Below are 21,033 nucleotides of genomic sequence, written 5' to 3' on the forward strand. Positions count from 1 at the left end.
GGAGCGTTACGCCGCGTGAAACCGGTCAGGTACGGGGCGTGGCGCGCGCATGGTCCGGACCGGATTCAACGGCCGGGGTCCCGGGTGTTCCGCGCGTCCGGGCCCGGCGCTCAGAGCGAGACGCCGTGGCCGCGCAGGTACGCGACGGGGTCGATGTCGGTGCCGTAGTCCGCACCGGTACGCGCCTCGAAGTGGAGGTGCGGTCCCGTCGCGTTGCCGGTGGCGCCGGACAGGCCGATCTGCGTGCCGGCGTCGACCTGCTGGCCGGTCTGGACCTTGAGCGACGACAGGTGGCCGTACTGGGTGTACTTGCCGTCGGCGTGCTTGATCACGACCTGGTTGCCGTACGCACCGCCGTCGCCCGCCGCGACGACCTGCCCGGCCGCGACGGCCTTCACCGGGGTGCCGGTGGCGGCGGAGAAGTCGACACCGGTGTGGCTGCCGCTGGACCAGCTACCGCCTGCGGCCTTGTACGGGGTGCTCGTGCCGCCGGGAACCGGGGCGACGTAACCACCGTTCGAGGACTCGCTCGACGACTGGCTGGACGAGGACGCTGAGGACGAAGACGCCGAGGAGGAGGACGCCGAGGCGCCGCTGTCTGACTTGGCCTCACCGCTGCTCTGCGGCTTGGCACCACCCTGCGGCTTGGCGCCGCTGTCGGAGGAGCCGCCGTCCTTGCCGCCGGAGAGGGACAGCTTCTGGCCGGGGAAGATCACGTTCGGGTCGCCGCCGACCTCTTCGCGGTTGGCGTCGTAGACGGTCTTCCAGCCGCCGGAGACCCGGTGCTCGGTGGCGATCGTATGGAGCGTGTCGCCACCGCGGACCGTGTACGAGGCCGAGTGCGACGGGGCGCCCTGCTGCGGGGCCTTGGGCGCGGCCTTCTTCGGCGCCGACTCCTGCTGCGGACGCGGCTGCTGCTGCGCCTGGCTGTGGGAGCCGCTGTCGTTCTGGGCGCCGCTGTCGCTGCCGCCGTCGGGGTTCACGTCGGCGGCGGGGCCGCCGGACGTCAGACCGCCCGCGCCGGCGCAGGCCCAGGCACCCGGGCCCTGCATGGCGAGCAGCTTCTCGGCCGTGGCGATCTGCTGCTCCTTGGTGGCCTGGTCGGCGCGCGGTGCGTACTTCGTACCACCGGCTGCGGCCCAGCTGGAGTTGTTGAACTGGAGGCCGCCGTAGTAGCCGTTGCCGGTGTTCGCCGACCAGTTGCCCGTCGACTCACACTGGGCGACCTTCTCCCAGGTGTCGACGGAAGCGGCCTGCGCGTTACCAGCTGTGAACAGTGGAAGAACGATGCTGGCCCCACCCGCCGTCAGCGCGAGCGTGGCCGCCTGCCTGAGCCGGCGGCGGGGCTTTCGAGCATGGGTTCCGGACATAGGGGAATTCCTCTCCTACGCCTACGAGGTGAGCTGTCGGATTCGGGCCGGAGTTCATAGCCCGGCCGTACGGCGGCACGCGGTGCGCTCCCGTACGGCTTCACCCCAAGCCCCGCCGGATCACTGATCCACCGGGGCACTTACCTGGTTCCCCCGCTCCTGCCAACGGTGAGGTCTTCGCAGCCAGCGGCAGGATTCGGCGTCCGACTGCGAACTGTCGCGCTTCTGCGGCGACAGCTCGGGCACCCTAAGCACACATATTTCCCACGGACAAGGAAAAGATCGTTTCTGTCCCATCCTGGGAATGCGACCCAATTCACGTCCGAGCCTCCTTTCTTGATCGCATCCCTGCCATGCCCTGGGGAAACGCAGCCGGCACGCTCAATGCCCCCTACGGAACGCGTCTCGCGCCCCGCCCCGATTCTGTGAGCCGACTCACGGGGCGACGGATCCTGGCGCTCCGATTCCCGCCCGCGAACACCCGCCCCAGAGCGGGAAGTCGGGCATCCATACGTACCTATATGCCCGACTTGATGCGCCTTGTGCTCTCATGGGAGATGGGGGTGAGGGCGCTGAAGCTTTGCCGCGCCCTTCTTCTCCGGGTTCTGCTTCGGATCCACGTGCGGCTCACGTGCGGCTCACGTGCGGCCCACTTGGGGCCCGGAAAACGGGCACGGCCGAGGGGCCCGCCGTGTGGGGATGGGGCATATAGGTGGGGCATATAGGGGTCAATGCCGGCCGCATCTCGCTATGGTGAGTGCGGCTGTTCGTCGCCCCACCGCACCTCCGTCCCATCGCACCGCACCGCACCGCTTGAAGCACTGCTCGACGCGTCGCTGTATGCACTGCTTGAGGCACCGCTTGAGGCATTGCTCGACGCACCGTTCAACGCACAGGCCACACCGGTCAGTTACCGCACCCGCGTACCGCTCCGCGTCATCGTCGCCCCTTGCCGAGAGGAGGCGGTGTCAGGCCATGGCCGGCTTACCGCCCGCTCCTCAGCACGCCCCGCCAACGGGTCGCCCGCCGCACCCCGGGACCGTTGGCGCCGTCGCTGTCCCCGTCGCCGCGCTTCGCGGCGTCACCGGCGGGGCATTTCGTGCGCTGCCGTCGGATGTGGCGTCGGCCGGGAACGGCCACGCGGTTCCTCGATGTGAACGCGACTGGGTGCGGTCGTACGCGCGGCCAGAAGAATCGCCGCGCGCGGAGCGACGGAGCCGGCCGGACGCACTCGGTACGGCGACAGATGCTTTCCGGCCGTCGAACCCCGTAATCGCGTCCCGGATTTCGTACAGCCCTTCGCCCCCGCAACCAGTTGTGGCACAGTCTGCATCCGTACAGCAACCGTGCGCGACGGTGGCGCGGCACGGTAAGAGGCGGAATGCTCCGCATGGGCTGAATGAGCGCGGGCTGAGCGACAGGGAGGGCGACGCCATGGGCCTCGTTGCCTTGGGTATCGCATTGTGCGCTGCCTTGAGTGTGGTCAACTCCCGTATCGCCACTGCCTGTTTCGTCGGTGGAAAGTTCGTCAAGAACCACAGCGAACGCGTCTTCACCACACTCCACGCGAGTAGCCGCAGCGAGGCCAACGCCCTCTGGCTCGGCACGGCGCACGCCACGGAAGGGGGCACACGTCACGATGTCTGACCGCAACGCCCGCCCCCTCCCCACGCGCGCCCGGGCCCTCCCCTGGGCCCGCGGCCCCATGCGGCCCCGCCCTTCCCCCACGTATGCCTCCCGCGACAGGGCCCGCCCCTGGATGCGGTCGGGCAGGTGGTGGCGGGCGCGTGCGAAGGCGCATCCCACGGGGGATATCGAGTCAGTCACCAACGGAGGAGAAGCCGATGTCGAAAGCCATGCGGAGCTGGCGGGAGCGTGTGATCGCTCGAATCCGTGGGAGCGCCGGCGACCGGGGCGCGAACTCGATCGAGTACGCGGGAATTGTGATTCTTGTGGCGGGGATCATTCTGGCGGTCCGTGCACTGAACCTGGATGTGGCCATCGCCACGGCGATCTCAACCGGGGTTCAGAGCGTACTGGGCGGCTGACCTCTGAGGGCCTGAACCGCGACAGCGGACAGACCGTGATCCTCTATGGAGTAGTGATCACGGGCCTGCTCTTTCTCGCGTTCGCCTTCTTCGCGGTTGCGCAGGCGAGCACAGTTCGCAACGGTGGCCAAACGGCTGCCGACGCTGCCGCGCTCGCAGCAGCACAGGATGACCGCGACGAACTCTTCGACGGTTTTCTGGAGGCGTTGGATGACGGTGCAGCGTGGCAGGACTGGCTGAACGGCATCGCAGCCATCGCCGGCGATGGCTGCGGAGAAGCCGACGACTTTGCTGCTCAGAACGAATCCGACGTGCTGAGCTGTGATGAGGTCACGCGTAACGGCGACAACGGCTACACCGTGAAAATCGAGACGCGCTTTGACACCGGAAAGACGTTCGTCCCCGGAGCGGACAACAAGAAGGCGCGAGCGACCGCGACGGCTGTGATCAAGCCCCTGTGCGACTTCGATGAAGGCGCCGAAGAGATCGAAATCACCTGTGACGGTGAGGATTTCAGTATCGATCCAGAAGACGAGGACATTGACCTGAAGCCGGCCGATCTCTTCTCGGTGGTGTTGGTCGACTGATGACGGAACAACGACCAGGGGACGACAACCCATGAGTATTCGGCGCACTCTGACAGCCCGAGGGGGCATGGCGACTGTTGCCGTGACGGCGGGCCTGCTGCTCACGGTCTCGGGCTGTGGCGGCGGTGACGATGGCAAGGATGACGGAAAGAAGCCCGCCGCCTCGGATCAGGGTGACGGCGACCAGAAGGTTAACGAAAAGCCTTCCGGTACGGATGGTGAGGTTCTCGCTGAAGTCAGGGGCAGCGACAGCATCACGCTGACCATCACCTCCGCAGTGCGCGAAGAGGGAGGATTCGTCACGGTGAGCGGAAAGGTTGCCAACGGCGGCAGCAAGCCGTGGGTAGCCCCCGGCTGGCAGGGTGACGAAGCGGAACTCTCGAAGAACAGCGCTTCATTGGCCGGGGCCAAACTCGTGGACAAAGCGGGAAAGAAGCGCTACTACATTCTGCGTGACACGGAGGGGCGTTGCCTGTGCACCAAGTTCTCCGTCGGAGTCTCGCCTGGCAACTCGAAGACTTGGTACGCCCAGTTCCCAGCCCCGCCGGAATCGACCAAGAAGGTCGACTTCCAAGTAGGCGATATGCCGAGCGCTTCGGTCGAACTCTCGGGGGAGTGACAGGATGAAGCAGGGCCACGCCTACGCGATGCGGACGCTCGCCTGCGGCTCTTTCACGGCGGCACTCATCACTGGCCTCACTGCCGCCCCGGCGGTAGCCGAAGATCCCACCCCTGTGCCAACGGTCTCCGTCCCCAACGGCCCCTCCACCCTCCCCACAGACGACCCCACAACCATCCCCACAGGCGGAGCCCCCTCCCTCCCAGGGGAGACGGGGCCGGGGGACAAGGGGTTCAGTGAGCCGCCGGACAATATCGGGGATTCGGAGGTGCCGGTGAAGCTGGATACGCAGGCCGCGGGGCTGAGGCTCGCGGACGGGGCGAAACTGGCGGAGCCGAAGGTGCTGGACATCAAGTTCGTGACGGAGGACCTGGGCGGCGAGGAGCGCCGCGAGGACAGTACGGAGAAGACGAAGTTCACGTTGCAGGCCGAGGTGCTGTTCCCCAAGGACAGCCCGAAGCTGAACAGCGGCGCGAAGTCGCGTATCAACTCCATCGCCGACGAGGTGAAGAAGCAGGACGGCGCGAAGGTGAACGTCTTCGGCTTCACGGACGACCTCGGCTCCTACGAGCACGGTAAGACGCTGTCGAGAAAGCGGGCAGCGGCCGTACAGACGGAGCTGGCCAAGCACCTGGACTCGAATGTGAGCTTCAACGTCCGTGGCTACAGCGAGGATTACCCCGTGGCCGACAACGGTACGGAGGAGGGCCGCGAGAAGAACCGCCGGGTTGAGGTCTCCTTCCCGAGGAAGGAGTGAACCTCCTCGCTCCGGCTAGAGCAGGTGGTCGGCCTTACCGGCTTTGATGTCCCGGATGAGGTTGCGGAGTGCGTCCTGGGTGTCGGTGACATAGTGGTTTTCGGCGCCGGATACGGCGATGTAGGCGTTGCCGCTGTCGTCGGTCCCTATGCGGAAACAGTTGGCGCCTTCGCCGCAGAGTGGCGCTTCCCAGCTGATGTCAGGAGACATGTCGTTCCTCCAGTAGCTCATTGATGATGTCGAGGACGAGGGTTTGTGACCGTTGCCGGGACAAGGCGACGGAGCGCATGGCGCCCAATTGGGCGCGGTACTTGCGGAGTTGCTGCTCGGAGTCGAGGAATTCCGGCCCGTGCGTGCTGTCCAGCTCAACTGTGTCGAGAGCGGGCACTGCCGCGGCGGCATAGGTGACGGACTGTCCCGCGCCGGGAAACCCTCCGGCGGAGAAGGGGATGACGCGTAGTTCGACGGTCCCTCTCCGCGCGATGTCCAGCAGGCGGAGGAGCTGCTGTCGAGCCGCCTCCCGGCCGCCGAACCGCATGCGCAATGCGGCTTCGTGAAGGATGAGTTCCACCTCTGGCGGGTCCGGCCGGTCCAGTGCGCGCTGGCGATCCATGCGATGAGCGACGCGTTGCGCAACGTCGGCCTCGGCGGGGTCGGGGATGACGTGCTGGAAGACCGCGCGTGCGTGTTCACGGGTCTGGACGAGGCCCGGGAGGTGAACCGTCACCGCGATGTGCAGCCGCCGCGCGTGCCACTCCATCTCGGCGATGTCGGCAAAGGCGTCGGGCAGTTCGCCGCGATACCGTTCCCACCAGCCCTTGGGCTGGGTGCCTGTCATCTCGGCCAGCGCGTTGACCAGCGGCTTTTCCGTGCAGCCGTAGATGTCCGCAAGGGCGTGGACGCGCTCCCGACTGATGCCGGAGCGTCCCGACTCCATGTTGGGGATGTTGGTACGGGGCACTCCCAGTTGCCGGGCAGCCGCGTCGGCGCTCATGTTCGCGGCGTTCCGCATTTTTCGAAGCTCCGACCCCAACCGTCGCTGACGTTGAGTAGGTCTGGCTCTTGGCGGCATGCGCTCCCCCACGGCGGTGTCTGTAGTGCAGGTCAGTGTGCCGCTGAAGCGGCGAAGCGGTCCACCGGGGCAGGGGAGTTGTCCATCGGAAGGGGATTCCCACACTCGGTAGTACATGTACTCCGAGTCGCGTACAGTAAGTAGCGCACCGACTACCCACAGGAAGTGCATCGCGCGGGCCTGCCCGGGTTTCCGTTCCCGGGTGGGGCCGTGCCGGGGGGACAGGCCACCGGTGGGGCGTCGTCGTTCGTGTGGGCGTGGACAGGACGGTTCACGCATGGTCCGGCTCAGTAAGGGAGTTCCGCATGTCTCTCGTCGCCTCACTGCTGTGCAACGCGCCCGCCGCCGGGTGCCCCGCGTCCGTGGACGGAGCGCCGCCAGGCCCGGAAACGCTGGGTTACACGTTCGCGTTGCCGGGCGCGCTCGCCACTCCCCGTATCGCGCGCGGACTGGTCGGCGTGGTGCTGGAGGCGCACCAACTGGGCGGAATGGGGGAGGCGGCGCTACAGGTGGTGGGCGAACTCGCGGCGTGTGCGTGCCGTTTCGCGGCGGGTGGCGAGGTGTCGCTCGCGCTGCGGTACCGGGACGAGGAACTCTGGATCGTGCTGGGTGACGGCCACCGCCCGCACCGTAATCCCCGTATCGCAGCGCTCTGCGACGCCCGCCGCGAGGACGCGCTACGGGTGCTCGACCTCGTGGTGGTGAGGTGCGAGGGGGAGTGGGGTTACGGGGACGTGCTGGAACCGGGCGCTGGGGCGCGGGTGTGGGCCGCGCTGCCGAAGGAGGGTGCGGAGTCCTACGGGAGGGGCACATCCGGAGGCAGTGCCCGGAGTGTTACTCCGCGCCGCCGATCTTGAACAGCAGGAACAGGAAACCGGCGAGCAGGTGGCCCGCAACGACGTAGACGAACACGCGGAGGGCCAGCCCCCGGGGGAAACGGCCGTCGCCGCGTTCGGCGCCGGGTTCGTCCCTCGGCTTCCGCTGGGGCTTGGGTGCGGGGACCGTCATGGCGAGGGCCTCTCTGCTCGATGGAGGTCGCGCGTGGTGGGCGCGTGCCTGGTCAGTCCGCTGATGCACAGGTCGGCGACGGGGGACTGGAGGAGGGTGTGGACGAAGAGAAGGTCAGCGCCCTCGGGTGCGGCGGCCTCCAGGCGGTGCGGGGTGAGCGAGTCGAAATGCGCCGAGTCGCCGGGCTGGAGTACCTCCACCACCCCGCCGAGCGTCAGGCGCAGCTCACCGTTCTGCACGTGGATCCACTCCTCACCGGGGTGGACGCGTACGAGATCACGCTGAGGTCCGCGCGGCACGTGCACCCGCAGGGCCTGCATGGCCCGGCCCGCGAGGCCGGCCTGCCGGTAGCGCCAGCCGCCCGCGTCGACGGGCTCCATGTCGGCCCCGCGTACGACGGGGTCGGCGGCCTCGTGGCTCTCGCCGAGCAGTTCACCGACGGTGGTGCCGTAGACGCGTGCGAGAGTGAGGAGAAGCGGCAGGGACGGCTGCCGCTTCCCGTTCTCCAGGCGGGACAGGTGCGCGGGGGAGAGCCCGGCCCGGCGTGCCGACGCCTCCAGGCTCAGCCCGCCGCGCCGCCGGAGCTGGCGCATCCGGGCCGCGAAGCCGGGCGACGCGGAAACGGGCGGCTCCGAACCGGCCGACGCGGAGCCGGGCGGCTCCGAACCGGGCTCAGCGTCGAGCGCGTCGGCAGCCTCGCGCTGGTGCGGGTCTGGGCTCATATCGCCGATTAAGGCACAGGCTTACCTAGAAGGCAAAAGTCCTTGCCTTTGAGGCAAAGACTGGCAGAGGCCCCACCGCGTGCCGCACGCCCGAAGCCCTCGGCGTCACGTGCCTCACGCCCGACGCGCCCCCGACATCGCATGCCGCGCGCCCGACGCCCCCGGCGTCACGTGCCTGGCACCCGGTCCATGGGGTGCCGGCACCCGCACGCCGCGTCTCCCACGGCTTCCTCCCGCGGTGCGTCCCCGCTCCGCCTCACGCATGCGCCCCCACGGTGACGGGCCCCACCGTCAGCTCGGCGCGTGCCTCCTGGATGTGGGCGAGCCGTTCCACCTCCGTCTCCAGCGCGGTGCGCCGGTCGGGCGTGAGGGGGCGCAGCGGCTCCACCGTCACCTGGAGGCGGCGGCCGGAGCGGCGCTGGTGCCAGACGCCGCCGACGGTGCCGTCGAGGAGCAGTACGGGGTAGTTGCCCGCCTGCCCGCCCGCGAGCGCCCGCTCGTACGCACGGCCGGGGAAGAGCAGCTCGCGAGGCTGGCTCGCCACGGTGAACGCGTCGAAGTACGGCAGCAGCCGTACGGCGGGAACAGGCGCCGCCGTATCGCGGGCCTCAACCGCCTCGCCCGCCACACGCCAAGCCTCGCTGCGCTCGCCGCCCGCTTCCAGCACGACCCGTTCCACCTCACCCTCGCCCTCCAGTGAGGCGAACAGCGCGGCGGCCCAACCGGTGGGCGCCGCCAGCCACTTCGCGAAGTGCGCCGGGTGGGCGGGCCCGTAGGTGTACAGGTAGCGGCGAACGAGTCGGGTGAGGGCAACCTCGGGAGCGAGGGGGCGGAAGCCGGGCAGCCAGCGGTGCGGGTTGGTGTAGGTGACCTTCCGGCCTCTGTTGTGGCCGAAACACAGCACGCCCGCGTGTGCGGCGTGCGCCGTGGCGGCCCGCCAGCGTGGCCAGCCGTCCTGGAACGCCTCCATCACCGGGTCCGCCGCCCACGCCCCGGCCCGTTCGGCGACCGCGTCCGTCAGCTCGTCAACGGTCAGTTCGGCGTCTGCCAGCGCGTCTCCGACGGCGGCGACGACCGCGTCGAGCCGGTCGGGCGTGAGAAGCGGTGAACCGTCGCGCGCCTTGGCCGGTATCCCGGTCGGCCGGGGAATCGCGGACAACGCCCCGGTCCACAGCGGCAGTTCGTGTGTGGGCAGCAGATGTACGGTGCCACGCGGTCCGTACGTCTTGACCAGCGCGTGCTCCGTCCACAGCGCCTCGCGTACGTCCTGGCGGGTCGTACCCGGTTCCATCCTGGTCGCCAGGGACACCTCGGCGGCCGACATCACCTGCGCATGCGCCCCGAGCATCGCGCTCGCCACGCTCGCCGGGTCGTGGCCGGTGGCGGATGCGGAGAGGTGGTTACGGGCCAGCCGCGCGGCGTTGACATCGGTCCAGGCGAGCTGCGGGAGTGAGGCGTCGGGCTGCGTCGTCATACCAGGAGGCTAGAAGCCCTTGCGGTCAGCTTCTGTCCGTGAGGCGGCGCGTGACGACCCCCGGTCGGGTTCGCCGACTGATGGCTCCCGGCTCTCGACCTGGCGGCGGTTTCAACTGATCATGGACAGGCGGTGGTGGGTGGGCGATCGGGGGGTACGGGTGATGAGTGTGGCGGCGGACACGAGGGCGGAAGCGGGCGTGGGCGGCGAGCCGGGTGCGGGAGACGCACCGGTGGCCGGCGACGGAGCGAGCCCGGACGTGGGCGCCGACCGGAGCGCCGGCCCGGCCGCCGACCGGGGCGGGCACAAGGGTCCAGCGCGCACACGGCTGCGTGGCTGGACGGTCAGCTGGACGGCGGGCGTCGCACAGGCGCTCGGTGGAGCACTGCTGCTGATCACCGAGTTCGTACGCGAGGACGTCGCCGGCCTCGGCCAGAAGGTGCGGGACGCCTCCCAACTGCCCGGCTACGCCGACGGGTTCCCCCGTATGCAGGCGTCGCTCGGCGAGCAGTGGTGGTTCCGGCTGGCCGGTGACCTGCGCGACGCGCTCAGCTTCGACGAGCCGCGTGCCGCGCTGTGGGCGGCGGTCTGCGCGGCACTCGTCGTACGCCTCAACAGGGAGGGCCCGCCCCGTACCCAGTGCTTCCTGTCCCTCATGGGCGCCCTGTACTGCCTCGTGGCGACCGCCTCGGCCGTCCCCTACCTCGCTCTCGCGGGCGCGGCGCTCCCCTTCGCCCTGGTCCTCGCGGCGGTCACGCTCGCGGTCGCCACCCGCGTCGGCCAGCACGGCCTGACCGGGGAGCCACTGACCGGGGATTCCCTGCCCGGGGATTCCCTGGGCGAGGAGCCCTTGAGTGCACCGGGCGAGGGCCCCGCGCCCACAGGGGGCGAGGACCCCTCACCCGAGCCGGACAAGGCGCCTTAGCCCGCGCCCTTGCCGCCGTCCTTCTTGGCCCCGGCCGCCCCGGTCGCCTCGGTCGCGCACAGGACGCGTTCGCCGCCGTCGACCTTCCAGGTCCAGTACGGCGTACGGTCGCCGCTGTCCCGGCGGCAGGGGGTGTCGTCGTCGTGGACCCCTGTGATGGTGAGCAGGCGGTCGTACCGGCCGGAGGGGCGCTTCGTCGAACACGCGGGCGCCGACATGAGGGCGGCGCGCACCTCGCCCGACGCGGTCTCGGCGAGCAGGCACTGGTCGGTGCGGAACTGCCGTGTCAGGCACAGGTCTTTGCCGCCGCCGGACCAGGTGGCACGCCCGTTGCCCGAGGGGCAGGTGCCTCCGGTCTCGCGTACGGCGGTGACGCGAACGTACGCCCGGTCGCTCCCGCAGTCGACCCGTGTGGCCGCGCTCGGCGCCGGCCGGCTCCAGCTCCGGCCGTTGCTGTGCACGGTCAGGCACTGCCCTGCCTCGACGGAGCGGAACGCGGCACCTTTCGGATCGCCGGTGGCGCCGGCGCCGGGCGCCGGTTCGGAAGGCGGGCTCGGCAGCTCGCTGGACGTCGGGAGCGGCGAGGTGGGCGACGAGGGGAGCGTGGGCCCGCCGGAGGGCCCGCCTGACGGGCTGGTGGTCGGGTAGCTGGGGACGCCGGTGGCGTAGCTGCCACTGGGGGAGGGCTGGGCCGCCGCGGGGTCGGTGTAGTCGGCCGAGCTGATCACCTTGGGCAGGATCAACGTCGCGAACAGGGCCCCCGCGACCACCAGCCGCCAACGCCCGCGCCGCGCCCGCTCCTTGGGGCTGTCCGGGTCGAGCCCCTCCCCTTCGGCACGCCCACCCGGCCCGCTGGCCCCGCCGGCCGCTCCGGACCCGCTGGTCCCGCCGACTTCGGTGTCCCCGGTGCAGCGGATGTCCCCGGCGTTCCCTGTGTCTTCCGCGCCTCCCGAGCCCTCGCCGACGGGCACAGGCACAGGCACGGGCTCCGACGCGAGGGCGGTGTCCCGTTCACGCGCGGCATGGTCATGCGCGGGCCGTCCACCCGCGGGCCGTTCAGGCACGGCTTGTTCACCCGCGGCACGCCCACGCGTCGAGCGCTGCCGCGCCCACTGTCCCAACTTCTTCACCTAGCACTCCGTCTCCCCATGACGCATGGCCACCGCGGATCCCGCGTCCTCGTACATGTTTGCGGATCAAGGAGCGGGTGGCGAGACCCCGTTCAGGACAACGGGCCTCCACGGGCTGCACACGGACCCACATGGGCCCTACCCCGACGCGACAGGGATCAGCGGAGACAGGGAGGGAGAAGGCGAGGGAGAAAGGAACGAGGGAGAGAGAGGGGGATGGTCAAGGCGGCGGCCCTCACGCCGCCTTGACCATCTCGGCCCGCACGGCACGCTGCCACTGCCCGCGCAGGCGGTCCAGCTCGGCGAGGGCTTCCTTGGACCAGAGCGTCCGGCCGGCGACGAACCGCCGGATCGCCTCGTTCGCCGCATCCGCCGTAGGCACAGAGGGCACAGAGGGCTCGGGGAGCCCGGCGTCCTCGCCGGACTCCCCGGTCGCGCCGGATGCTCCGGGCCCGCTGGGAGTCGTCTTCATGGGCTCCACAGTACGGGCCCGCACTGACAGCGGCAGGTGGTTAACGTGCCTGCTGTGGCCCCTGATTCAGGCTGCGGTGCAGGTGGCGGCGCTGCCGCGTTCCGGGGGTATCGCGCGATGTGAGATGAATCGCGACGAGGTCTTCCCTACGACCGTTGCCCGAGCCGCCCCCGGGCGCGGGGTCGTACGCGCCGCGCTCGGCGTCCCGCAGCTGCCGGTCGACGCGCCACTCGCGGCGCTGGCCGAGCAGCGCGGGGAGTGCCAGCAGCGTGGTGAGGCCCACCAGCACGAGGACGGTCAGGGTGATGTCCGCTGTGTTTGCGAGGAGGTGTTCCATGCCTTCCAGGCTGGCCGGGTCGTCCATTTCCCGGCAGTGGCAGCACAGTCCACTGTCGTCGAATTGCTGCCACACTGGGCAGCATGCTGAAGAACGTGGCAGCCGTGCTGCTTCACGAGGTGAACGCGTTCGAACTCGGCGTCCTCTGTGAGGTGTTCGGCGCCGACCGCAGCGACCAGGGGCTGCCCGTCCAGGACTTCGCGCTCGTCGCGGCCGAACCCCAGCCGCTGCGGGTCAATCCGGGCGTGACCATGAACACCCCGTACGGCCTCGAACGTCTCGCGGAGGCCGACCTGATCGCGGTGCCCGCTGGGCGCGACTACGCCACGCGCGACGGCTTTCCCGAACCGCTCCTCCAGGCGCTTCGGGACGCCGTCGACAGGGGAGCGCGCGTACTCAGCGTCTGCACGGGGGCTTTCGTGCTGGGAGCCGCAGGGCTGCTGGACGGGCGCCGGTGCACGACACACTGGATGCACGTCGACAACCTCGCCCTTCGCCATCCCACGGCATGTATCGAGCCCGATGTGCTGTACGTCGACGCGGGCCCCGTCATCACCTCGGCCGGCACGGCAGCCGGGATCGACGCGTGCCTGCATCTCCTGCGCGAGGCGGAGGGCAGCAAGGTCGCCAACGCCGTCGCACGGCGCATGGTCGTACCGCCGCACCGCGACGGCGGCCAGGCGCAGTACATCGAGCACCCGTTGCCCGCCGTGCGCGGGGAAGACGCCATCGGCACGGCGCTGACGTGGATGCAGGAGCACCTCGACGAGGAGATGACCGTCGAACTCCTCGCCGCGCACGTGCACTTGGCGCCCCGTACGTTCGCGCGCCGCTTCCATCAGGAGACCGGTACGACGCCGTACCAGTGGATGCTCGGCCAGCGGCTGCTGCTCGCGCAGCATCTGCTGGAGGACACGGCGCTGACCGTCGACGCGGTGGCGGCGCGCGCCGGATTCGGCAACGCGGCAGCGCTGCGGCACCACTTCCTGCGGCGGCTCGATACGACTCCGCAGGCGTACCGCCGCACGTTCCGGGGCTCCGGTACGGCCCCGTAGGCTCACCGCGTGTCGCTGCCATGGGTACTGCTTACGGGCGCCGCCGCGTACGGAGCCGCGGCGGGTGCGCTGTTGCCGCGTGCCGTGTACCGCCTCGCCGTCGAACCCGACGAGCCCTGGCGGCGTACGTGCCCCGAAGGGCACCCGCTGCGCCGGGGGTTACGCGGCAGCCTCGGGCCCGCACGGTGTCCCGAGTGCGCCGTACACCAGGGCCGTACGGGGGCGTACGGGAGCGGCGGGAGTGCTCTTGTCCTTGTGGGCGCACTTGTGTGCGCCGCACTGGCCGCCGCCGTCGGCCTCCGTCCCGAACTGGCCGTATGGCTGCTGGCGGCCCCGTGCGCGCTGCTGCTCGCCGCCGTCGACCTCCGCGTGCGGCGGCTGCCCGACCTCCTCACCCTCCCCCTCGCAGGCGGAACGGCCGCACTGCTCGGGCTCGCGGCGCTGCTGCCTGCCGCCGGGGGCAGTTGGCGGGGCGCGCTCCTGGGGGGCGTGGTGCTGGCGGGGTCCTTCTATGTGCTCCACCTCGTCCACCCGCGCGGCATGGGCTTCGGGGACGTCAAGCTCGCGCTCACGCTCGGGGTAGCCCTTGGGTGGTACGGCTGGGGGGTGCTCTTCGCCGGAGCCTTCCTCGGCTTTCTGCTGTTGGCCCTGTATGGCGTCGCGCTGATGCTGGCCGGGCGTGCCGCGCGCGGCACGGATCTGGCCTTCGGCCCGTTCATGGTGCTCGGGGCTCTGGGGGGCGCCGTACTGGGTGGTCTCGCCGTCTGAACGGCGCCGATCCGCTTGCACGACACGGTCGTTCGTGTGCGGATCATCGTGTGTGAGGGGCTAAGGTGGAAACCCCCCCTCGGGCCGGTCCGTATCCCCCCACGGACCGGCCCGCTTTTACGTTCTGAGGGGCTCGCGCTCCTCCGGGGCCCGGCTCCACGGGCCCCTTCTCGTTCCCTTCCCGTCAGGCGGAGCTGCTCGCCGACCAGATGTTGGTGCCGGGCTCGCTCACGGCGAGTTCGTCGATCTCGCGCAGCTCGGCGTCGTCGAGCGGCGCGGCGCGCAACGCGGCGACGTTGGTGTCGAGTTGGGCCACGCTGCTCGCGCCGATGAGCGCCGAGGTCATACGGGGATCGCGCAGCACCCAGCGCAGTGCGAGTTGGGCGAGGGACTGGCCGCGGCGCTCGGCGAGGGCGTGCAGGCCGCGCAGGCGCCGTACGACCTCGTCGGTGAGGAGGGCGGGGTCCAGGGACTTGCCCTGGGAGGCCCGGGAGCCCTCGGGGACCCCGGCGAGGTACTTGTCGGTGAGCAGCCCCTGCGCGAGTGGCGCGAACGAGATGCAGCCCATGCCCTCGTCCTCCAGCGCGTCGAGGAGCCCGTCGTCCTCGGTCCACCTGTTGATCATCGAGTAGGAGGGCTGGTGGATGAGCGCGGGCACTCCCATCTCCCGTAGCAGCCTGGCCGCTTCGCGGGTGCGTGCGGCGTTGTAGGAGGAGATGCCGGCGTACAGGGCCTTGCCCTGCTGGACGGCGGTGGCGAGGGCCCCCATCGTCTCTTCCAGCGGGGTGTCGGGGTCGAAGCGGTGCGAGTAGAAGATGTCGACGTGGTCGAGGCCCATGCGGCTGAGCGACGCGTCGAGGGAGGACAGCAGGTACTTGCGCGAGCCCCACTCTCCGTAGGGTCCCGGGTGCATCAGATAGCCGGCCTTGGTGGATATGACCAATTCATCACGATAAGGGCGAAAGTCCTGCGCGAACAGCCGGCCGAAGTTCAGCTCGGCTGAGCCGGGCGGCGGGCCGTAGTTGTTGGCGAGGTCGAAGTGGGTGATGCCCAGGTCGAAAGCGCGGCGCAGGATGGCGCGCTGGGTCTCCAGGGCGCGGTCGTCGCCGAAGTTGTGCCACAGGCCGAGCGAGATGGCCGGGAGCTTCAGCCCCGAGCGGCCCGTACGGCGGTACTCCATCGTGTCGTAGCGCGTTCCTTCGGCCCGGTAGAGCGTGTCCGAGGGGACCGCCGAAGGGATCGGCGTGGGGTATGAGGTGCCGTGAGTCATATGCCTTTTCCTATCACCACCCCTGACCGGCCCGGCTTCGTACGTCAGCCCGAACGGCAGTAAGGTTCTGGAATTCCGACTCGGCACGGAGGGGCTGGCATTCCCATGAAGCTGCGCGACCTGGTGTACAAGCTCTATGCGCGCCGGGTTGAGGACCGTCTCGACCACGCACAGGTGCCCAAGCACATCGGCGTCATCCTCGACGGGAACCGGCGCTGGGCACGCGCTTCCGGCGGTACGGCCGAGCAGGGCCACCAGGCAGGTGCCGAGAAGATCCAGGAGCTGCTCGGCTGGTGCTCGGAGACCGATGTCGAGGTCGTCACACTCTGGCTCCTGTCGACGGACAACCTCCACCGCCCCGACAGCGAGCTGCTGCCCCTCGTCGGCATCATCGAGGACACCGTCCGCGACCTGGCGGCCGACGGCCGCTGGCGCGTCCACCACGTGGGCCAGCTGGACCTGCTGCCCGACAGCACCCAGCAGGTGCTCAAGGAGGCCGAGCAGAAGGCGGGGGACGTCGACGGGATACTCGTGAACGTCGCCGTCGGCTACGGCGGACGACAGGAGATCACCGACGCCGTCCGCTCCCTCCTCATGGACCGTGCGGCGCACGGGGTGAGCCTGGACGACTGCGCGGAGAACCTCACGGTCGAGGACATCTCCAAGCACCTCTACACCCGGGGCCAGCCCGACCCCGACCTCATCATCCGTACCAGCGGTGAGCAGCGCCTCTCGGGCTTCATGCTCTGGCAGAGCGCGCACTCCGAGTACTACTTCTGCGAAGTCTTCTGGCCCGGCTTCCGCAAGGTCGACTTCCTGCGCGCGCTGCGTGACTACGGGGAGCGCCACCGCCGCTACGGGAACTGATCTCCCGGCGGAGAGCGAACGCACGGAGAGCGAGAAGCAAGCTTTGGCCCGGTATGCCCGCTGAGTGCGGGCATACCGGGCCGTTGCATGCTCCACCACTCCCGGGGGAATATCCCCTCAAGACCGCACCCCTTCTATGGGTGGCGGTCACCGGGAGGCCCGATTGCACACCACGGACGCCCGCCGGGACCGCGTGCAGCACCTCGCGCGCGTGGTCCGGACGGAGGACGCGGAGGGCCGGTACCCGGCCCGTGCCATACGGGTCAGGTCCGGTCTCTTCCCCCGCGACGCCGTCGCTCCCCGACCTCATCCGAGGGGGTACGTCCAACCGTGGTGATCAGCAAGAAGCGCAGCGAGTCCGACCGGCGCACGTATGTCATCGACACCAGCGTGCTGCTCGCGGACCCGGCGGCCATGGACCGTTTTGAAGAGCACGAGGTTGTGCTCCCCGTGGTCGTCGTCACCGAGCTGGAGGCCAAACGCCAGCATCCGGAGCTAGGTTATTTCGCCCGGCAGGCTCTCCGCCGCCTCGACGAGTACCGCATCAGGTACGGAAGGCTCGACGCGCCCATCCCACTCAGCGACCAGGGCGGCACGCTCAGGGTCGAGCTGAACCATTCGGACACCACGGTGTTGCCGGCCGGCTTCAGACTGGGGGACAACGACTCACGGATCCTGGCCGTCGCCAGGAACCTCCAGGCCGAGGGGTTCGACGTCACCGTCGTCTCCAAGGACCTGCCCCTGCGCATCAAGGCGTCCTCGGTCGGCCTGCTGGCCGAGGAGTACCGCGCCGAGCTGGCCATCACCGACTCCGGCTGGACCGGCATGGCCGAACTCACCCTCCCCGGCGAGGACATCGACGAGCTGTTCGCCGCCGAGAGCGTGCCCGTACCCCTGGACGCGCCCGAACTGCCCGTGCACACGGGCCTGGTGCTCCAGTCGGAGAAGGGCAAGGCGCTGGGCAGGGTCACGGCCGACGGGCGCATCAAGCTGGTGCGCGGCGACCGCGAGGCGTTCGGCATCAAGGGCAGGAGCGCCGAACAGCGCATCGCACTCGATCTGCTGCTCGACCCCGAGGTCGGCATCCTGTCGATGGGCGGGCGCGCGGGCACGGGCAAGAGCGCGCTCGCACTCTGCGCGGGCCTGGAGGCCGTCCTGGAGCGCGGGCAGCACAGCAAGGTGATGGTCTTCAGGCCGCTGTACGCGGTGGGCGGACAGGACCTGGGGTACCTGCCGGGCACCGAGGCCGAGAAGATGAACCCGTGGGCGCAGGCGGTGTTCGACACCCTGTCGGCCGTCACGAGCCGTGAGGTCATCGACGAGGTCGTCGGGCGCGGAATGCTGGAGGTGCTGCCGCTCACCCACATCAGGGGCCGTTCGCTGCACGATGCCTTCGTCATCGTCGACGAGGCGCAGTCGCTGGAGCGGAACGTACTGCTGACCGTGCTCTCGCGGATCGGTACCGGGTCACGGGTGGTGCTCACGCACGACGTGGCGCAGCGCGACAACCTGAGGGTGGGGCGCTACGACGGAGTGGTGGCCGTGGTCGAGCGGCTGAAGGGGCATCCCCTCTTCTCCCACATCACCCTGACCCGCTCGGAGCGTTCGCCCATTGCCGCGCTGGTCACCGAAATGCTCGAAGAGGGCCGCGTATGACGCGAAGAGCGCCCCATACGATAGGCGAAAGAGCGTCAACCAGGGGCGCATAGCGGGAATTGAGCAGACCGGTGTAGCCGGGTCTCTCGTGGGAGGGCGGAGCAGCCTAACCGCAGGAGGTCCGGCTACGCCCGTGTTTCCGCGAAACCTCAGCCCCAAACGCCCTGTGAGCTTTCCCACTCAACATGGAATTGCTTCTGTGCGTCCGCGTCCGGCAGGGTGTGGTTTCTGTCAGGCCCCGCATACGGCACCGCCGCACCCCCAAGGGCGCGGCACCGCAAGGCAGTACAGAACTGAACAGCAGCAACGCCGTATGCCGCCCGAAGTACCACGCGGGCTCCCCACCCGGGGTGCCCAACCGGGCCAGTACCTCTCGTGGCCATGTACGAGGGAGGTCAGCGCCAGGGGCACGATTGCGCCCGCGAGGTCACCCCAGCGGGCATGTTGGAAGGAAACCGTGTGACTGCTCGGATTTCGGTCCGGGGATTCGCCGTGGCGTCCGCCACCGCGGTCACCACCGTCGGCGCCGTCGTCGGGGTTGCCGCAGGCAGCGACCAGGGCCAGACGTCGAACGATGTCGAGGCCACAGCCGCTGAGGCGACGCTCCTAGAGGACATACCGGCGGGCCAACAGGCCCAGGTGCAGACGGCGTCCCTGACGCAGCAGGCGGACACAGCGTCCTCGGCTGCTGATGCCGAGGCGAAGAAGTCCGCCGAGGAAGCCGCCCGCAAGCAGGCCGCCAAGGACGCAGCGGACAAGAAGGCCCAGGCAGAGAAGGAAGCCGCGGCCAAGAAGGCGGCGAAGAAGGCCAAGGAGCGGGAGAAGATCAAGACGGCGTCCAGCCGTTCTGAGTCCCGGTCCGACCCCGGTGACTTCGCCCAGAAGTCCTCGTACTCCACGTCCGAAGTCCAGGCGATGGCCAAGCAGATCGTCGGCGGCGGGCAGTACCAGTGCTTCTCGGAGATCGTCGAGCGCGAGTCCGGCTGGAACTACCAGGCGACCAACGCTTCTTCCGGTGCCTACGGTCTTGTCCAGGCGCTGCCCGGTACGAAGATGGCCTCGGCCGGCGCCGACTGGAAGACCAACCCCGCCACTCAGATCAAGTGGGGCCTGAACTACATGAACGACCGCTACGACAGCCCCTGTGGCGCGTGGCAGTTCTGGCAGGCGAACCACTGGTACTGAGCCATACCCCATAGCTTTGCGAGCCGTCACGGCTCAGTGCGATGCCCCTCGCGGTCCGGCCCGTCCGGTTCAGCGGGGGGCATTCGTGCGTCACGGTCCCCCGACGCCTCACCTGGCCGCCTCACCGTGACGGGCGCCCCCCGTCGCGTCCGGTGAAGAAGCAACCATGAGCGCGGGTAACGTCGTCCCTCACACGGCGAAGCCAATGGCCAGGGGGGCGGAGGAAGCGGAATGACGAGCAGAATGGACAGGCTCAGGTCGGCCGTGGGTCGCTGGGCCGCGAAGGCGGCCGAGCGGCGCGCTGAGGAGGGCGAGCCAGGGGCACCCGACGGGCCCGCGGGGCCGGATGTCGATCCGCAGGTGTCCAACGAGGCGGCGGGGCGTGCCCAGGCCGACGCCGAGGCGGACGTCGGGGCACGTAAGTCGGCCCGTGCGCGCGACTATGTGCCCCCGCCGCCGAAGTACGCCCCCGCCATAGCGGCCAAGCCCGAGCCCGCGGCAGCCGTGCCGTGGGGGATGCGGGTCGCCGCCGAGGCCGGGTGGCGGCTGCTGGTGCTCGCCGGTGTCATCTGGGTGCTGATGAAGGTCGTCAGCACCATAAGCCTGCTGATCATCGCGTTCTCCGCCGGACTGCTGATCACCGCGCTGCTCCAGCCGACCGTCGCGCGGCTGCGGCGCGTCGGGCTGGCACGCGGACTCGCCACCGCGATCACGTTCATCGGCGGCTTCATCGTGATGGGCCTGGTCGGCTGGTTCGTGGTGTGGCAGGTCATGGAGAACCTCGACACCCTCACCGACAAGGTGCAGGACGGTATCCAGGAGCTGAAGAGCTGGGCGCTGAACGGTCCGTTCCATGTCTCCGAGGACCAGATCAACGACATCGCCAAGAACCTCAGCGACTGGCTCGGTGACAACAGCAAGGAAGTCACCACCGCCGGTATCGAGGGCGTCACCGTCGTCGTCGAGTTCCTCTCCGGCGCGCTGCTGACGATGTTCGTGACCCTCTTCCTGCTCTACGACGGCCGCCGTATCTGGAACTGGGCGCTCAAGTTCGTCCCCTACACGGCGCGTGACGGCGTCGCGGGTGCGGGGCCGCGCGCCTGGGCCACGCTCACCGGCTATGTGCGGGGCACGGTGATAGTGGCCCTCATCGACGCCGTCTTCATCGGGATCGGCCTCTACTTCCTCGAAGTGCCGATGGCCGTGCCACTGGCCGTCTTCATCTTCCTGTTCGCGTTCATCCCCATCGTGGGCGCGGTGATCTCCGGAGCGCTGGCCGTCGTCGTCGCGCTCGTCACCAACGGCCCGTTCACCGCGCTGCTCGCGCTGGCCGTCGTCCTGGTCGTCCAGCAGATCGAGAGCCACATCCTCCAGCCGTTCATCCTGGGCCGCCTCGTGCGGGTGCACCCGCTGGCCGTGGTGCTGTCCGTGACGGGCGGCGGTCTGATCGCCGGCATCCCCGGCGCCGTCGTCTCCGTCCCGCTGGTCGCCGTCCTCAACACCGTGGTCGGCTATCTGAAGGGGTACGCGCAGGAACAGGCCATGCGCCAACTGCGGGAGGCCGAGGCGCAGAGAGAGGACGACGGGACGGAAGGACCGGGGGAGCAGGACGCGGGCACGCCCCCGGCTGAGGGGAACGGGCCGGAGGACGCGGCCCGTAAGTGATCCCGCCGGAGGACGCGGCTCCTGCGCGCTGAGCACGCGGCTCGTA

23 protein-coding genes and 1 riboswitch are annotated in these 21,033 nt (G+C 69.7%); of the genes, 13 read left to right on the forward strand and 10 right to left on the reverse strand.

The annotated features are described in order from the left end of the window. Window positions 1–110 precede the first annotated feature (110 nt). Window positions 111–1,370 (reverse strand): peptidoglycan DD-metalloendopeptidase family protein, encoded by a 1,260-nt coding sequence (locus NMN56_RS22100; protein ID WP_274040983.1) that lies wholly within the window; start codon window positions 1,368–1,370, stop codon window positions 111–113. A gap of 5 nt (window positions 1,371–1,375) precedes the next feature. Beyond that, window positions 1,376–1,582, reverse strand: a riboswitch (cyclic di-AMP (ydaO/yuaA leader). A 1,261-nt stretch (window positions 1,583–2,843) separates the two neighbouring features. Between NMN56_RS22100 and NMN56_RS22105 the strand changes: the two genes are divergently transcribed. The 5 genes from NMN56_RS22105 to NMN56_RS22125 all read left to right on the forward strand — a co-directional run bounded on the left by NMN56_RS22105 (window position 2,844) and on the right by NMN56_RS22125 (window position 5,381). Next, window positions 2,844–3,017, forward strand: a complete 174-nt coding sequence (locus tag NMN56_RS22105; protein WP_280842680.1) for a hypothetical protein — start codon at window positions 2,844–2,846, stop codon at window positions 3,015–3,017. A 197-nt stretch (window positions 3,018–3,214) separates the two neighbouring features. Next, on the forward strand, window positions 3,215–3,418 hold the full coding sequence (locus tag NMN56_RS22110) for a hypothetical protein (protein ID WP_274040981.1): 204 nt from the start codon (window positions 3,215–3,217) through the stop codon (window positions 3,416–3,418). 35 nt (window positions 3,419–3,453) lie between these two features. Beyond that, window positions 3,454–4,005: a pilus assembly protein TadG-related protein gene (locus NMN56_RS22115; protein ID WP_274040980.1), complete on the forward strand. Its 552-nt coding sequence runs from the start codon at window positions 3,454–3,456 to the stop codon at window positions 4,003–4,005. 67 nt (window positions 4,006–4,072) lie between these two features. Then, entirely contained in the window at window positions 4,073–4,624 is a 552-nt protein-coding gene (locus tag NMN56_RS22120) for a hypothetical protein (protein WP_347178635.1), read from the forward strand. A 28-nt stretch (window positions 4,625–4,652) separates the two neighbouring features. Then, window positions 4,653–5,381, forward strand: coding sequence for an OmpA family protein (locus NMN56_RS22125; RefSeq protein WP_280842679.1), 729 nt, complete (start codon window positions 4,653–4,655; stop codon window positions 5,379–5,381). Window positions 5,382–5,396: 15 nt separating this feature from the next. Here NMN56_RS22125 and NMN56_RS22130 read toward each other — a convergent pair whose 3' ends face one another. Both NMN56_RS22130 and NMN56_RS22135 read right to left on the reverse strand, forming a co-directional pair. Further along, window positions 5,397–5,591, reverse strand: a complete 195-nt coding sequence (locus NMN56_RS22130) for a hypothetical protein (protein WP_274040977.1) — start codon at window positions 5,589–5,591, stop codon at window positions 5,397–5,399. Next, complete coding sequence (locus NMN56_RS22135) at window positions 5,581–6,393, reverse strand: DUF5753 domain-containing protein (RefSeq protein WP_430542673.1); 813 nt, start codon at window positions 6,391–6,393, stop codon at window positions 5,581–5,583. Before NMN56_RS22135 ends, NMN56_RS22130 begins: the two co-directional genes overlap by 11 nt. Window positions 6,394–6,758: 365 nt before the next feature. On the opposite strand from NMN56_RS22135, the gene NMN56_RS22140 reads away from it, so the two are divergent. Then, window positions 6,759–7,310, forward strand: a complete 552-nt coding sequence (locus NMN56_RS22140) for an ATP-binding protein (RefSeq protein WP_274040976.1) — start codon at window positions 6,759–6,761, stop codon at window positions 7,308–7,310. Here NMN56_RS22140 and NMN56_RS22145 read toward each other — a convergent pair. From NMN56_RS22145 to NMN56_RS22155, 3 genes are all read right to left on the reverse strand, one after another. Next, complete coding sequence (locus NMN56_RS22145; protein WP_274040975.1) at window positions 7,288–7,461, reverse strand: DUF6126 family protein; 174 nt, start codon at window positions 7,459–7,461, stop codon at window positions 7,288–7,290. The two genes, NMN56_RS22140 and NMN56_RS22145, sit on opposite strands and share 23 nt — an antisense overlap. Further along, window positions 7,458–8,183 carry a helix-turn-helix domain-containing protein gene (locus NMN56_RS22150; protein ID WP_430542675.1) on the reverse strand — a complete coding sequence of 242 codons (726 nt, stop codon included), beginning with the start codon at window positions 8,181–8,183 and terminating at the stop codon, window positions 7,458–7,460. The genes NMN56_RS22145 and NMN56_RS22150 overlap by 4 nt, the downstream gene beginning before the upstream one ends. A 256-nt stretch (window positions 8,184–8,439) precedes the next feature. After that, window positions 8,440–9,657: a winged helix DNA-binding domain-containing protein gene (locus NMN56_RS22155; RefSeq protein WP_274040974.1), complete on the reverse strand. Its 1,218-nt coding sequence runs from the start codon at window positions 9,655–9,657 to the stop codon at window positions 8,440–8,442. Between the two features lie 163 nt (window positions 9,658–9,820). On the opposite strand from NMN56_RS22155, the gene NMN56_RS22160 reads away from it, so the two are divergent. After that, window positions 9,821–10,582 carry a hypothetical protein gene (locus NMN56_RS22160; RefSeq protein WP_280842678.1) on the forward strand — a complete coding sequence of 254 codons (762 nt, stop codon included), beginning with the start codon at window positions 9,821–9,823 and terminating at the stop codon, window positions 10,580–10,582. Here NMN56_RS22160 and NMN56_RS22165 read toward each other — a convergent pair. The 3 genes from NMN56_RS22165 to NMN56_RS22175 all read right to left on the reverse strand — a co-directional run bounded on the left by NMN56_RS22165 (window position 10,579) and on the right by NMN56_RS22175 (window position 12,521). Further along, window positions 10,579–11,565 (reverse strand): LppU/SCO3897 family protein, encoded by a 987-nt coding sequence (locus NMN56_RS22165; protein ID WP_280842677.1) that lies wholly within the window; start codon window positions 11,563–11,565, stop codon window positions 10,579–10,581. The genes NMN56_RS22160 and NMN56_RS22165 overlap by 4 nt on opposite strands. Window positions 11,566–11,947: 382 nt before the next feature. Then, the gene (locus NMN56_RS22170) at window positions 11,948–12,184 is read right to left on the reverse strand and encodes a hypothetical protein (RefSeq protein WP_274040971.1); all 237 of its coding nucleotides are present in this window, start codon (window positions 12,182–12,184) and stop codon (window positions 11,948–11,950) included. Between the two features lie 40 nt (window positions 12,185–12,224). Then, a complete protein-coding gene (locus NMN56_RS22175; protein WP_274040970.1) occupies window positions 12,225–12,521 on the reverse strand; it encodes a hypothetical protein in 297 nt (98 codons plus the stop codon). An 83-nt stretch (window positions 12,522–12,604) separates the two neighbouring features. Here NMN56_RS22175 and NMN56_RS22180 point away from each other — a divergent pair, with 83 nt between their 5' ends. Both NMN56_RS22180 and NMN56_RS22185 read left to right on the forward strand, forming a co-directional pair. Continuing rightward, entirely contained in the window at window positions 12,605–13,576 is a 972-nt protein-coding gene (locus NMN56_RS22180) for a helix-turn-helix domain-containing protein (RefSeq protein ID WP_274040969.1), read from the forward strand. Window positions 13,577–13,591: 15 nt separating this feature from the next. Beyond that, window positions 13,592–14,344, forward strand: coding sequence for a prepilin peptidase (locus tag NMN56_RS22185; protein WP_274041083.1), 753 nt, complete (start codon window positions 13,592–13,594; stop codon window positions 14,342–14,344). A 184-nt stretch (window positions 14,345–14,528) separates the two neighbouring features. Here NMN56_RS22185 and mgrA read toward each other — a convergent pair whose 3' ends face one another. Next, entirely contained in the window at window positions 14,529–15,614 is a 1,086-nt protein-coding gene (gene mgrA / locus NMN56_RS22190; protein ID WP_274040967.1) for an L-glyceraldehyde 3-phosphate reductase, read from the reverse strand. Window positions 15,615–15,719: 105 nt separating this feature from the next. On the opposite strand from mgrA, the gene NMN56_RS22195 reads away from it, so the two are divergent. The 4 genes from NMN56_RS22195 to NMN56_RS22210 all read left to right on the forward strand — a co-directional run bounded on the left by NMN56_RS22195 (window position 15,720) and on the right by NMN56_RS22210 (window position 20,987). Next, window positions 15,720–16,481, forward strand: a complete 762-nt coding sequence (locus NMN56_RS22195; protein ID WP_274040965.1) for an isoprenyl transferase — start codon at window positions 15,720–15,722, stop codon at window positions 16,479–16,481. A 330-nt stretch (window positions 16,482–16,811) separates the two neighbouring features. Beyond that, entirely contained in the window at window positions 16,812–18,137 is a 1,326-nt protein-coding gene (gene phoH2, locus NMN56_RS22200; protein WP_274040964.1) for an RNA 5'-3' helicase PhoH2, read from the forward strand. 441 nt (window positions 18,138–18,578) lie between these two features. Continuing rightward, window positions 18,579–19,322, forward strand: a complete 744-nt coding sequence (locus NMN56_RS22205; protein WP_274041082.1) for an aggregation-promoting factor C-terminal-like domain-containing protein — start codon at window positions 18,579–18,581, stop codon at window positions 19,320–19,322. 231 nt (window positions 19,323–19,553) lie between these two features. Next, window positions 19,554–20,987, forward strand: coding sequence for an AI-2E family transporter (locus NMN56_RS22210; RefSeq protein ID WP_274040963.1), 1,434 nt, complete (start codon window positions 19,554–19,556; stop codon window positions 20,985–20,987). Window positions 20,988–21,033 lie beyond the last annotated feature (46 nt).

The organism is Streptomyces iconiensis (assembly GCF_028657195.3).
Classification (GTDB): Bacteria; Actinomycetota; Actinomycetes; order Streptomycetales; family Streptomycetaceae; genus Streptomyces; species Streptomyces iconiensis.

What these genes read in the sequence shown, in the direction of transcription:
- NMN56_RS22100 (WP_274040983.1), bottom strand. Translation starts at nt 1,370, where the DNA reads ATGTCCGGAACCCATGCTCGAAAGCCCCGCCGCCGGCTCAGGCAGGCG.
- NMN56_RS22110 (WP_274040981.1), top strand. Translation starts at nt 3,215, where the DNA reads ATGTCGAAAGCCATGCGGAGCTGGCGGGAGCGTGTGATCGCTCGAATC.
- NMN56_RS22120 (WP_347178635.1), top strand. Translation starts at nt 4,073, where the DNA reads ATGGCGACTGTTGCCGTGACGGCGGGCCTGCTGCTCACGGTCTCGGGC.
- NMN56_RS22125 (WP_280842679.1), top strand. Translation starts at nt 4,653, where the DNA reads ATGCGGACGCTCGCCTGCGGCTCTTTCACGGCGGCACTCATCACTGGC.
- NMN56_RS22130 (WP_274040977.1), bottom strand. Translation starts at nt 5,591, where the DNA reads ATGTCTCCTGACATCAGCTGGGAAGCGCCACTCTGCGGCGAAGGCGCC.
- NMN56_RS22135 (WP_430542673.1), bottom strand. Translation starts at nt 6,393, where the DNA reads ATGCGGAACGCCGCGAACATGAGCGCCGACGCGGCTGCCCGGCAACTG.
- NMN56_RS22140 (WP_274040976.1), top strand. Translation starts at nt 6,759, where the DNA reads ATGTCTCTCGTCGCCTCACTGCTGTGCAACGCGCCCGCCGCCGGGTGC.
- NMN56_RS22145 (WP_274040975.1), bottom strand. Translation starts at nt 7,461, where the DNA reads ATGACGGTCCCCGCACCCAAGCCCCAGCGGAAGCCGAGGGACGAACCC.
- NMN56_RS22150 (WP_430542675.1), bottom strand. Translation starts at nt 8,183, where the DNA reads ATGAGCCCAGACCCGCACCAGCGCGAGGCTGCCGACGCGCTCGACGCT.
- NMN56_RS22155 (WP_274040974.1), bottom strand. Translation starts at nt 9,657, where the DNA reads ATGACGACGCAGCCCGACGCCTCACTCCCGCAGCTCGCCTGGACCGAT.
- NMN56_RS22160 (WP_280842678.1), top strand. Translation starts at nt 9,821, where the DNA reads ATGAGTGTGGCGGCGGACACGAGGGCGGAAGCGGGCGTGGGCGGCGAG.
- NMN56_RS22170 (WP_274040971.1), bottom strand. Translation starts at nt 12,184, where the DNA reads ATGAAGACGACTCCCAGCGGGCCCGGAGCATCCGGCGCGACCGGGGAG.
- NMN56_RS22175 (WP_274040970.1), bottom strand. Translation starts at nt 12,521, where the DNA reads ATGGAACACCTCCTCGCAAACACAGCGGACATCACCCTGACCGTCCTC.
- NMN56_RS22180 (WP_274040969.1), top strand. Translation starts at nt 12,605, where the DNA reads ATGCTGAAGAACGTGGCAGCCGTGCTGCTTCACGAGGTGAACGCGTTC.
- mgrA (WP_274040967.1), bottom strand. Translation starts at nt 15,614, where the DNA reads ATGACTCACGGCACCTCATACCCCACGCCGATCCCTTCGGCGGTCCCC.
- NMN56_RS22195 (WP_274040965.1), top strand. Translation starts at nt 15,720, where the DNA reads ATGAAGCTGCGCGACCTGGTGTACAAGCTCTATGCGCGCCGGGTTGAG.
- NMN56_RS22205 (WP_274041082.1), top strand. Translation starts at nt 18,579, where the DNA reads ATGTTGGAAGGAAACCGTGTGACTGCTCGGATTTCGGTCCGGGGATTC.
- NMN56_RS22210 (WP_274040963.1), top strand. Translation starts at nt 19,554, where the DNA reads ATGACGAGCAGAATGGACAGGCTCAGGTCGGCCGTGGGTCGCTGGGCC.